Consider the following 11,801-nt stretch of genomic DNA (forward strand, 5'->3'; position numbering starts at 1 on the left):
ATCGAAAATCCCGTCCCCCTTTCAGGAGCATGCAATGAGCGAATGTCTCGCGCAGCAGGACCTCGAGATCGCCGGCCGTGCATTCAATGCGAAGGACGTCGCCGCCTCGTCGACGCTGAATGCGAAGTGCTACACGGACCCGAAGTACTTTGACGCGGAAATGGACGCCGTTTTCCGCCGGTCGTGGCAGTGGGTGTGTCATGCGGAAAAGGTGCGCGAGCCGGGCGCCTACTACGTGGCGGACGTGGCGGGCCGGAGCATCGCCGTGGTGCGCGACCGGGCCGGCGGCCTGCGCGCGTTCTACAACGTCTGCAAGCACCGCGCGCATCACCTGCTTGCCGGCGAAGGCAAGGCACGCGTGATCACGTGCCCGTATCACGCGTGGAGCTACAACCTCGATGGCGGCTTGCGCCAGGCGCCGATGACGGAGTCGCTGGTCGACTTCAGGAAAGAGGAGATCTGCCTGTCGCAAGTGCAGGTCGAGGAATTCTGCGGGTTCGTGTACGTGAACATGGACCCGGCTGCCGCATCGCTCGCGTCGCAAAGCGGGGAGCTGAAAGCCGAGATCGACCGGTTCGCGCCGGACGTCGGCACGCTGACGTTTGCGCGCCGTCTGCAGTTCGATATCCGGTCGAACTGGAAGAACGTCGTCGACAACTTCCTCGAGTGCTACCACTGCCCGACCGCCCACAAGGATTTCGTGAGCCTGCTCCAGTTCGACACCTACAAGGTGACGACGCACGGGATCTACTCGAGCCACATGGCGAAAGGCGGAAATACCGGCAACACGGCCTACAGCGTGGAAGGCGCGACCTGCGACGATCACGCGGTGTGGTGGGTCTGGCCCAACACGTGCCTGCTGCGCTATCCGGGCCGCGCGAATTTCCTCGTGCTGAACATCATCCCGGTGGCGCCCGATCGCACGATCGAGACCTACGACTTCTACTTCGAATCCGCCGAGCCGACGCCACAGGAGATCGAAGCGATCAACTATATCCGCGACGTGCTGCAGCAGGAGGACATCGACCTGGTCGAGAGCGTGCAGCGCGGCATGAGCACGCCCGCGTTCGAAAGCGGCCGGATCGTGAGCGATCCGCTGCAATCGGGCATGAGCGAGCACGCGCTTCATCACTTCCACGGGCTGGTGCTGAAGGCCTATCGGGATGCACTGAAGTAACGCGTTCGCGCCATGCCGTCGCGCGCCGGCGCATCGCCGGACCGATGGCGGCGCGCTCGAATCGTCTTGCGAACACCGGTGTGTCGCGGCACACGCGAACGCGATGGCGGCGCCACCGGCCAACCTGCACAGAATCAAGGTCATCTCCATGTCGAACAGCATCATCATCACGTGCGCGGTAACGGGCGGCATCCACACGCCCACCATGTCGCCCCACCTGCCCATCACGCCCGCGCAGATCGCGGCGGAATCGATCGCGGCGGCCGAAGCCGGCGCATCGATCATCCATCTGCATGCGCGTGACCCGGAAACCGGGCGGCCGACGCCCGACCCGAAAGTGTTCATGCAGTTCCTGCCCGTCATCAAGGCGAACAGCGACGCGATCATCAACGTGTCGACCGGCGGCGGCCTCGGCATGACGCTCGAGCAGCGTCTCGAAGCGGCACTCGTCGCGAAGCCCGAGATGGCGTCGCTCAACTGCGGGTCGCTCAATTTCGGCATCTTCCCGATGCTGCAGAAACACGCCGAATGGCAGCACGACTGGGAGCCCGCGTTCCTCGACATGACGCGCGATTTCGTGTTCAAGAACACGTTCAAGGACATCGAATACACGCTGCGCGAACTCGGCGAGACGCACGGGACGCGTTTCGAGTTCGAGTGCTACGACCTCGGCCACCTGTACAACCTCGCGTATTTCGTCGACCAGGGGCTGCTGAAGCCGCCGTTCTTCATCCAGATGATCTTCGGGATCCTCGGCGGGATGGGGGCCGATACGGACAACCTGAGCCATCTGCACAGCATCGCGCAACGCCTGTTCGGCGACGGTTTCGAGTGGTCCGTCCTCGCGGCCGGGCGTAACCAGATGAAATTCGCGACGCAGTCGGCCGTCATGGGCGGGAACGTGCGCGTCGGGCTCGAGGACAACCTGTACATCGATCGCGGCCAGCTGGCGGCGTCGAACGCCGACCAAGTGCGCAAGATCCGGCGCATCGTCGAGGAACTCGGCTTCAAGGTCGCGACGCCCGCCGAAGCGCGCGCGCGGCTGGGCCTGAAGGGCCGCGACCAGGTCGGGTTCTGACCGCGGTCGAACATCTTTCCGGATCTCAAACAGGTCGATTAGTCATGCAAACGATGAACCTGATCAATGGTGAGCGGGTAGCGGGCGACGGGGAAGCGTTTCCGGTCGTCAACCCGGCGACGGGCGACACCGTCGTCACGATGCGCGACGCGTCGGCCGAGCAGGTCGATGCGGCCGTCGCGGCGGCGGCCGCGGCATTCCCGTCGTGGTCCGCGACGCCGCCGGGCGTGCGCGCGGCAGGCCTGCTCGCGCTGGCGGATGCGATCGAGGAACGCGCGGACGAGTTCGCGGCGCTCGAATCGCTGAACTGCGGCAAGCCGTTGCACGCGGTGAAGGCGGACGAGCTTCCGTTGACCGTCGACGTGTTTCGGTTCATGGCCGGCGCGGCGCGGTGCGTGTCGGCATCCAGCGCGGGCGAGTACGTGGCCGGGTTCACGTCGATGATCCGGCGCGACGCCGTCGGCGTGGTGGGATCGATCGCACCTTGGAACTATCCGCTGATGATGGCGGCGTGGAAGCTGGCGCCGGCGCTGGCAGCCGGTTGTCCGGTCGTGCTGAAGCCGTCGGAGCTCACGCCGCTGACGTCGCTGCGTGTCGCGGAACTCGCGGCTGACATCTTTCCGCGCGGTGTCGTCAACGTGGTCGTCGGCCGCGGCGCGACGACGGGCGATGCGCTGATCAACCATCGTCAGCTCGATCTCGTGTCGCTGACCGGCGGCCCCGCAACGGCGAGCCGGATTCTCGAGGCATCGTCGCGCAAGCTGATGCATACGCACATGGAGCTGGGCGGGAAGGCGCCGGTCATCGTGTTCGACGACGCGAACCTGGACGCGGCCGTCGAAGGCATACGCGGCGCGGCGTTCTTCAATGCCGGGCAGGACTGCGCGCAGCCTTGCCGGCTCTATGTCGAGGACAAGATCTACGACACCTTCGTCGCGGATCTGGCGAATCGGGTCGCGTCGATCCGGCTCGGCGCACCGGACGATTCGCGTACCGAAATGGGGCCGGTGATCTCCGAAAGCCATCGCCGTCGCATTGCCGGCTTCGTGGACCGCGCGCGTGACCTGCGCCACGTGGAGATCGTGACCGGGGGGCGTGAAGTCGCCGGCGGCGGCTACTTCTACGAGCCGACGATCATCGCGCATGCACGGCAGGACGACGAGATCGTCCAGCGCGAGGTGTTCGGCCCGGTCATTTCCATCACGCGGTTCAGCGGCGCGGAACAGGCGATTCATCACGCGAACGACAGCCCGTATGGCCTGGCGTCGTCGATCTGGACGCGCGATGTGGGAAAGGCGATGACGGTCGCATCACGCCTGCGTTGCGGCATCACGTGGATCAACGCGCATGGCGTGGCCACCGCCGAAATGCCGCACGGCGGCATGAAGGCTTCCGGATACGGGAGCGACATGTCCGTCTACGCACTCGAGAACTACACGACGGTGCGGCACGTACAGATCGCACACGTATAGCGGACGATTTTCGGCGAGCGGGTATCGCTAGGTCGACGGACCGGCGACTACCCGGCATCCACTCTGCAGAGGCAACGATGATGCAACATCAAAGCGGTGCGCTGGACCGGCAGGTGCTGATCGTGCGGGCGGTGGCCGACGAGGCCAACGGTATCCGCAGCTACGAACTGGCCAGGAAAGACGATGCGGACCTGCCGGCCTACGAACCGGGCGCGCATGTGGCCATCCACCTCGAAAACGGCATCACCCGACAGTATTCGCTTTACGAAGAAGCCGGGGTCCGGAACACCTACCGGATCGCCGTACTGAAGGATCCGGCAAGCCGTGGCGGCTCGCGCTTTCTCCATGACCAGGTGAGCGTCGGTGCGCAGATGCGGATCAGCGGGCCGTTCAACCATTTTCCGATGGTGGCCGGCGCGACGTCCTCGCTGCTGATCGCTGGCGGCATCGGGATCACGCCGATCCTGTCGATGGCGTATCGCCTGTTCAGCGAAGGGCAGCCGTTCGCGCTGCACTACTGCGCGCGGCGCGAGCAGGACGCGGCGTTCGTCGATCTCCTGCGGCGCGATGTGCCGTTCGCGGCGCACGTCCACCTGCATTTCGACGGCGGTGTTCCGGGCAAGGGGCTCGACGTCCGGTCGCTCCTGTCCGACGTGACCGAAGGTCGCCATCTCTATTGCTGCGGCCCCGGCGGCCTGATGAACGCGGTGGAAGCCGCGGCATCGCACTGGCCGGCGGGCACCGTGCATTTCGAGCGTTTTGCGGCCGAGACGGTCGACACGGCCGAGAACACGGCGTTCCGGATCCATCTGTGCAAAGCCGGCCTGGACCTGGAGGTGCCCGCCGACAAGAGCGTGCTGCAGGTGTTGAAGCAGGCCGGATTCGACATCAGCACGGTCTGTGAACAGGGCGTGTGCGGCGCATGCCTGACCGACGTGGTCGACGGCGTGCCGGAGCACCGCGATTGCATCCTGACCGATGAAGAGAAGCGCGCGAACGACGTGATGGCGGTGTGTTGTTCCCGGTCGAAATCGCCTCGACTGGTGCTGGACCTGTAATGACTCCCGGCGGGCGGAGATCGACCGCCCGTCTCCCGATACTCGAATTCTGGATGGAAGAGCACGATGAGCACGCTGCATGACATGCCTCATGGCATCGAAGTCGTTGGCATTCTCGGCGCCGGCACGATCGGCGCAAGCTGGACCGCGCTGTTTCTGGCGGCCGGGCTGGAGGTCGACGTATACGATCCTTCGCCGGAAGGCGAGGCGTTCGTTCGCGACTATGTGCGTCACGCGTGGCCGAGCCTGGAGCGGCTGGGGTTGGCCCGGCGGGGCGATCCGGGACGGCTGCGCTTCGCGGCGACACCCGAGGAAGCCGTGGCCCGCGCGCAGTTCGTGCAGGAAAGCGTGCCCGAGCGGATCGACGTCAAGCACGCGCTGTACCGGCGCATCGAGGATCATCTCGATCCTCGCGCGATCGTCTGTTCCAGCGCATCGGGCCTGCTGGTAAAGGAAATGCAGGCGGGCTGGAAAAACCCGGGCCGTTTCATCCTCGGGCACCCGTTCAATCCGCCCCATCTGATTCCGCTGGTCGAACTGCTGGGCAACGAGAAGACCGAGCCCGGCGTGCTGGAGCTCGCCGAGCAGTTCTATGCCGCATGCGGAAAGATCACGATCCGGGTCAACAAGGAAGTGCCGGGCCACGTCGCGAACCGGCTGCAGGCGGCACTGTGGCGGGAGGCGATTCATCTGGTGGTCGAAGGGGTCGCGACGGTCGGCGACGTGGACAAGGCCGTCTCTGCCGGCCCGGGCCTGCGATGGTCGGTCATGGGGCCGCACATGCTGTTCAACCTCGGCAGCGGCGGCCATGGGCTCGGCGTCTTCTGCGAGCGTTTTGCGCCGTCGTTCCATCGCTGGTGGGACGATCTCGGCCATCCGACGCTCGATCCGGAGACGATCCGGATGCTGGTCGATGGCGTGAAGGCGGAAGAAGACGGCCGGCAATTCCATGACCTGGCGGCGGAGCGCGACCGCAAGATCGTCGAAGCGAGCAAGGCGATCATGGAGGCGGCGTACCCGACCCGCGCGATCGATGTGGTGGGCGAGCGCAAGGTCGCGGCCCGATGAAACCCGCCGGGCGCCGGGCAGGACGCCGCTGCCCGGCATACGTTGACGACACGTCGAAGGAAGGCGCCAGATGCACGCGGAACTCGTGGTCCATGAAGGGCAGGTACGCGCGGAGTGGATCGACTACAACGGGCATATGAACGACGCGTGCTACGTGCGCGTGTTCAGCGAGTCGATCGACCGTTGGCTGGACGGCATCGGGATGGACGACGCATTCAGGTCCCGCGAGCGGGTGTCGGTCTATACGCTGCAGACCGTCGTTCATTACCTGAAGGAAATCGGCACGGGTGCGCCGTTCGTCGTCACGGCCCGCGTGCTCGAGCACGACAGCAAGAAATGTCGGGTTTTCCTGACCATGCGGCACCCGATCGACACCGAACACTTTGCTACGATGGAAGCCCTTTTGCTGCACGTGGACATGACGCATCGGCGCAGCACGGCGTTTCGCGTGCAGACCCTGGCGCGGCTCGACGCGCTGCTCGCGGCGCAACGAGATACTCCCTGGCCGGTGCAGGCGGGTCGAGGCATTTCACTGGTGAAAGCGCAGTGATGTTCGCGTCGATCAACCTGCGCGGCTCAGGCGGCAACGCGCGTTGCGCCGGTCCGGCGGCACGCCCGCTTCGACGCGCCGCAATACGACCGACTTCCGTCCCGAGAGAAGCCCCCGACATGGTTAGCCGCTTGAAGCACCTCCCGCCGCTGTCGTATCTCACCGCGTTCGAGGCGGCGGCCCGGCACGAAAGTTTCACGAGTGCCGCCGAGGAACTGTGCGTGACCCAGAGCGCGATCAGCCGGCAGATTCGGCTGCTCGAGGAAACGCTGGGCTGCGCGTTGTTCGTGCGGTCACACAAGGCCGTATCGCTCACCGACGGCGGGCGGAAGTTTCAGCGGACCGTCAATGCGGCGCTGGATCTGCTCGCGGCCGCCGCCTACGAGTTGCGCGTGCAGGCTTCCACGTCGACGGTCACGGTGTCGGCGGATCTGGCGATCGCATCGCACTGGCTGATTCCGCGCCTGCCGAAGTTCCGGGCCGAGCATCCGGAAATCATCATTCACGTCGATGCGTCGGACGAGGACACGCGAAACCTCCGGGAAGGCGCGGACCTGGCGATCCAGTTCGGCGACGGCTACTGGCCGGCCTGCAACGCGCGGTTCCTGCTCGAGGAAGAGATCTTCCCGGTGTGCACACCGGCGTATCTGGCCCGACTCGCGCCGATGGAACACACGCAGGATCTGCTGCGCGCGACGCTGATCCATCTCGAGACGCGTCATTGGGACTGGATGGACTGGGCCACCTGGTTCGCGCATCACGACATCGCGTTGACCGAGCCGCGGCAGGATCTCTACATCAACAACTATCCGGCGGTCCTGCAGGCCGCGATGGGCGGGCAGGGCATCGCGATGGGGTGGCGTTATCTGGCCGACGACATGCTGGCGACCGGGGTGCTGGTGCGGCCGATCGAGACCTCGGTGCGGACCGGCCGCGGGTTTTATCTGCTGCACCCGAGCGATACCTTGCTGAGCCCGGAGGCGCGGATCTTCTGCGACTGGATCGTCGGGCAATGCGCGCAATAGGGGCGGCCGGCGGCGGGTGTAAGCGGGTGCCGTCCGGCAGGCATGATGCCGGTTGAATAGAGGTTGAGAGGATCGATGCGATGAAATCGACATTCAGTCATTTCGGATTCCTGATATTGGAAAAGTATTCGATGATTGCGCTGACGAGTGCGATCGAGGCACTGCGAATGGCCAACCAGCTGCTCGGCCTCACCCGCTACGACTGGACCATTTACTCGGTCGACGAAACGGCGATCCGCGCCAGCAACGGCATCGTCGCGGGGCCGGCGTGCCCGCTGGACCTCGCCGCGAGCTTGCCCGACGTGATGTTCGTCTGCGGCGGATGGGACGTACGGGACGCCGTGGACGAAGGGACGAAACGACTGCTCCGGACCCTGGCCGGGCGCGGGGTCTCGGTGGGCGGACTGTGCACGGGGGCCTATGCGCTGATGGCCAGCGGCCTGCTCGACGGGTATCGCTGCGCGGTTCACTGGGAAGTGCTGTCCGGGCTGCATGCCGAGTTTCCGGACGTCCGCTTCGTCGACGAACTCTTCGCCATCGACCGCGACCGCCTCACCTGCACCGGTGGCACGGCACCGCTGGACCTGATGCTGCACCTGATTGCGTCGGATCTCGGCCCGTCGATGGCTCGACACATCTCGGAGCAATTCTCGATCGAGCGCGTCAGGGCCGTGTCCGATCCCCAGCCGATTCCGATCGCGTCACGCGTGGGCTTTTCGCGCGAGGAACTGATCGAGACGGTGCGGCTGATGGAGGCGAATATCGAGGAGCCGCTCACCGTGCCGGATCTGGCCCGGTTGACAGGCGTATCGATGCGCCACTTGCAGCGCGTCTTCAGGGAAGCACTGGACGTGACGCCGCACGAGTACTACGTCGGCCTCCGGTTGAAGCAGGCGCGGAAATTGATCCGCTACTCGAACATGTCGATCGCGAACGTCACGAGGATCTGCGGATTCCAGAGCGTCACGCATTTCAGCAAGGCCTTTCGCACTTTTTTCGGACACGCACCGAGTCACGAACGCCGGGCCCGCGAATCGGCCGGTGCGCTGGCCTGAACCCGATCATTTCAACGACGCAACCCGAGGTATCACCATGAATCGAACTGGTATGGCGGCACTGGTCGCCGCGCTGTGCATGTCCGCGGCGGCACCTTCCGCCGGCGCGGCCGAGCCGGCGGCCTGCAGAAACGTGCGAATGGCCGATGTCGGCTGGAGCGACATCGCGGCGACGACCGGGCTGGCCACCACGATGCTGTCCGCGCTGGGCTACAACCCGTCGAAGACCATCGCATCGGTGCCGATCACGTTTGCCGGGGTCAAGAGCAAGCAGATCGACATTTTCCTCGGCTACTGGTCGCCGTCGATGGACCCGATCATCGCGCCGTTCGTCAAGAGCGGCTCGATCAAGGTCCTTCCCGAGCCGAACCTGAAAGGCGCGAAATTCACGCTGGCGGTGCCGGACTACGTGTATCAGGCGGGGCTCAGGACGTTCGCGGATCTGCCGAAGTATGCGGACAAGCTGCAGAACCGCATTTACGGGATCGAACCGGGGAACGACGGCAACCAGTTGATCGGCAAGATGATCCGGGAGAACAAGGACGGGATCGGTAAGTTCAAGCTGGTCGAGTCGAGCGAGGCGGGCATGCTCGTCGAGCTCAACCGGGCCGTTCGCGACAAGCAGTGGATCGTGTTTCTGGCGTGGGAGCCTCATCCGATGAATGCGCAATACAGGATCAATTACCTGTCGGGTGGCGATGACGTGTTCGGCCCGAACTATGGCGAGGCCAAGGTGTTCACGGTCGAGCCGCCGGATTACGAGGCGCGGTGCCCGAATGTCGCGAAGTTTGCGTCAAACCTGCACTTCACGACCGCGCTCGAGAATCATTTGATGATTCCGATCATGAACCATCAGGATCCGAATCAGGCAGCGGCGGAATGGCTGAAAAGGAACACGTCGATGCTGGATGCGTGGCTGGCCGGCGTCACGACGTTCGATGGCAAGCCGGCGCTACCGGCGGTGAAAGCGTATCTCGCGGCGCACTAGCCGCGATTCGACGCAGGCATGCGAGTGTGCGGCGCGGCGCGGAGGGGCGATTTCGCGTCTTCCGCGCGGCAGGGTGCGACGGTGTAGTCGCAGGATCGCGATCGACGCGAATGGCGGTGCCGGGCTTGCTGCGTCGACACGCCGTCAGGTGAAGCGCCGCGGTTACCTGGCGCTGGCGACAGCCAACGGCCATCGGCGCGGAACAATATGTCCGTGGCTTACGACTCGTCGTCGCGGGTCGTTTCGGAACGTGATTTTTCCACCGCGGGAAACGTGCCGCCGCCGCGCGGCCGTTTCGGTTCGATCCGCATCTGCCGGATCACGCGCCGGAAATCGATCTCGTGCGCGGCCATCGTGCCGATCAGTTTCGCGATCACCGCGAGATGGGAGGGCACCGTGCCCTTGCTCGAATAGTTCGTGATCGAACTTTCATTCATCCGGATCAGGCGGGCGAACTCGCGCGCCGTCAACTGCGCTTTCTTCAACTCCTGTTGGAATTCCGCATACGCCATTGCACACATGATGCTTTCGTCTCCGTGAATCAGAAATCGGCCCGCGCGGCGCCGGCGCCGACGGGTGGCGTTCCCGTCGTGCCGGCGCCGCGTCGGGTTACATCTTCACCTGGTCGAGGAAGGTCTTCTTGCCGCTCTTGTAGCCGTAGATCGAGATGATCCCGTGCGTCAGGTCGCCCTTCGAATCGAACGTCGTCGTGCCGATCACGCCTTCGTACTTCGTCGACGGCATCGCCGCGAGGATCTTCGCCGGGTCGGTCGAGTTCGCGCGCTTCATCGCGTCGACCGCGATGTAGACCGCGTCATACGCGAACGGCGCATCGAACTTGATGCCCTGGTTGAAACGCTTCTGGTACTTCGCGAGGAAGTCCGCGCCGCCCGGCATCTTCTCGAGCGCAGCGCCGGCCTGCGAGCACAGCACGTTGTCGGCCGCCGGGCCGGCCAGTTCGGCCAGCGAGTCGGTGCACACACCGTCGCCGGACAGGATCTTCGCGCGCAGGCCGAGCTGCTTCGCCTGCTTCGCGAGCGGGCCGCCCGTCGCGTCCATGCCGCCGTACATGATCGCGTCCGGGTTCTCGCCCTTGACCTTCGTCAGAATCGCGCGGAAGTCGACGGCCTTGTCGTTGGTCGCGTCATGCGACAGCACCTTCAGGCCGAGCGCCTTCGCCTTCTTCTCGAACTCGTTCGCGAGGCCCTGGCCGTATGCGGTCGAATCGTCGATCACCGCGACGCTCTTCACGCCCTTCGACTGCGCATAGCTCGCGAGTGCCGGGCCTTGCTGCGCATCGGTTGCGACGACGCGGTAGGTCGTCTTGAAGCCTTGCTGCGTGTAGGTCGGGTTGGTGGCCGACGGCGAGATCTGCACGATGCCCGCATCGCTGTAGATCTTCGAGGCCGGGATCGACGTGCCCGAGTTCAGGTGGCCGATGACGGCGACGACCTTGTCGTCGACCAGCTTCTGCGCGACCTGCGTGGCCTGGCGCGGGTCGGCCGCGTCATCCTGCGCGTCGAGTTGCAGCGTGATCTTCTTGCCGCCGATCGTCAGCCCCTTCGCATTGATTTCCTCGACCGCGAGGCGCGCGCCGTTCTCGTTGTCCTTGCCGAGGTGCGAGATGCCGCCCGTCGTCGGTTCGACGCTGCCGATCTTGACGACCTGGTCGGCCATCGCGGTCGACGCGGCCGCGAACGCGGCGGCAGCCAGTGCAACGGTGATCAGGGGTTTGCAGCGCATGCCGACAGTGCTTCGTTCCATCTGCCATCTCCGAATTGAATGATCTTTCTATTGACGTCTCGACCGGCCGACGGCGAGGTCGGGGCGATCGGACGAGTCTCCATACCCATCATGGGCTTCACTTGCATCGTGTCCTGGCCTTCGACGTGCCGCCCGGGTGAGCGGGCGAATCGGGGCCTGATACGGTGCAATTCGTGTGAATATATATGAAGCCGATTTTGCGCGCTGCGGCGAATCGCGTCGCGGCGCGGCCGGCGCCCGGATTTCGAAGGGGCAGGATGCCGGAAATCGTGCGCCGCAGCAGGCCGCAGGCTGCGATTCGCTGTCGACGGCCTTACGGCCGCATCCATTATTCGGCCGGTGGCCGGGACGAAGCCATGGACACTGAGGTGCGGTCAATCCGGAACTGTTCGGTCGATTTGTCTGCACAGTTTGGACGATTTCGATTGCGCATCCGGTGGCATGGCCATGCTTCATCGGGATCGATGCCCTCGTCTAACGCAACTAACGGTCAAGTCCGGCAGTCTCGGCGAACGGGCGCGAAGGCGACCGCCCGCGCCACACAATCCGTTTCGCAGAGGCCGGGG

General features: G+C 64.9%; 11 protein-coding genes. 9 read left to right on the plus strand and 2 right to left on the minus strand.

Annotated elements, in window-relative coordinates; translation table 11 throughout:
- Positions 1–34 precede the first annotated feature (34 nt).
- The 9 genes from LGN19_RS36030 (at position 35) to LGN19_RS36070 (ending at position 9,471) form a co-directional block, all read left to right on the plus strand.
- The gene (locus LGN19_RS36030; RefSeq protein ID WP_226219868.1) at positions 35–1,177 is read left to right on the plus strand and encodes an aromatic ring-hydroxylating oxygenase subunit alpha; all 1,143 of its coding nucleotides are present in this window, start codon (positions 35–37) and stop codon (positions 1,175–1,177) included.
- Between the two features lie 148 nt (positions 1,178–1,325).
- On the plus strand, positions 1,326–2,255 hold the full coding sequence (locus tag LGN19_RS36035) for a 3-keto-5-aminohexanoate cleavage protein (RefSeq protein WP_122950199.1): 930 nt from the start codon (positions 1,326–1,328) through the stop codon (positions 2,253–2,255).
- A gap of 44 nt (positions 2,256–2,299) precedes the next feature.
- Positions 2,300–3,727 (plus strand): gamma-aminobutyraldehyde dehydrogenase, encoded by a 1,428-nt coding sequence (locus LGN19_RS36040; protein ID WP_226219869.1) that lies wholly within the window; start codon positions 2,300–2,302, stop codon positions 3,725–3,727.
- A 77-nt stretch (positions 3,728–3,804) separates the two neighbouring features.
- Positions 3,805–4,785, plus strand: a complete 981-nt coding sequence (locus tag LGN19_RS36045) for a PDR/VanB family oxidoreductase (protein ID WP_226219870.1) — start codon at positions 3,805–3,807, stop codon at positions 4,783–4,785.
- Positions 4,786–4,851: 66 nt separating this feature from the next.
- On the plus strand, positions 4,852–5,853 hold the full coding sequence (locus LGN19_RS36050; RefSeq protein WP_226219871.1) for a 3-hydroxyacyl-CoA dehydrogenase NAD-binding domain-containing protein: 1,002 nt from the start codon (positions 4,852–4,854) through the stop codon (positions 5,851–5,853).
- 70 nt (positions 5,854–5,923) lie between these two features.
- Positions 5,924–6,403 carry a thioesterase family protein gene (locus tag LGN19_RS36055; RefSeq protein WP_226219872.1) on the plus strand — a complete coding sequence of 160 codons (480 nt, stop codon included), beginning with the start codon at positions 5,924–5,926 and terminating at the stop codon, positions 6,401–6,403.
- 131 nt (positions 6,404–6,534) lie between these two features.
- Positions 6,535–7,428: a transcriptional regulator GcvA gene (gene gcvA, locus LGN19_RS36060; protein WP_226219873.1), complete on the plus strand. Its 894-nt coding sequence runs from the start codon at positions 6,535–6,537 to the stop codon at positions 7,426–7,428.
- A gap of 80 nt (positions 7,429–7,508) precedes the next feature.
- Positions 7,509–8,483, plus strand: a complete 975-nt coding sequence (locus tag LGN19_RS36065; protein WP_226219874.1) for a GlxA family transcriptional regulator — start codon at positions 7,509–7,511, stop codon at positions 8,481–8,483.
- Between the two features lie 52 nt (positions 8,484–8,535).
- The gene (locus tag LGN19_RS36070; RefSeq protein WP_413227267.1) at positions 8,536–9,471 is read left to right on the plus strand and encodes a choline ABC transporter substrate-binding protein; all 936 of its coding nucleotides are present in this window, start codon (positions 8,536–8,538) and stop codon (positions 9,469–9,471) included.
- Between the two features lie 218 nt (positions 9,472–9,689).
- Here LGN19_RS36070 and LGN19_RS36075 read toward each other — a convergent pair whose 3' ends face one another.
- Together LGN19_RS36075 and LGN19_RS36080 are read right to left on the minus strand one after the other, a co-directional pair.
- Positions 9,690–9,992, minus strand: a complete 303-nt coding sequence (locus tag LGN19_RS36075) for an XRE family transcriptional regulator (RefSeq protein ID WP_122950192.1) — start codon at positions 9,990–9,992, stop codon at positions 9,690–9,692.
- A gap of 88 nt (positions 9,993–10,080) precedes the next feature.
- Positions 10,081–11,235 (minus strand): branched-chain amino acid ABC transporter substrate-binding protein, encoded by a 1,155-nt coding sequence (locus LGN19_RS36080; RefSeq protein WP_043183972.1) that lies wholly within the window; start codon positions 11,233–11,235, stop codon positions 10,081–10,083.
- Positions 11,236–11,801 lie beyond the last annotated feature (566 nt).

It is taken from the genome of Burkholderia sp. AU30198 (genome assembly GCF_020419825.1).
Taxonomy (GTDB): domain Bacteria; phylum Pseudomonadota; class Gammaproteobacteria; order Burkholderiales; family Burkholderiaceae; genus Burkholderia.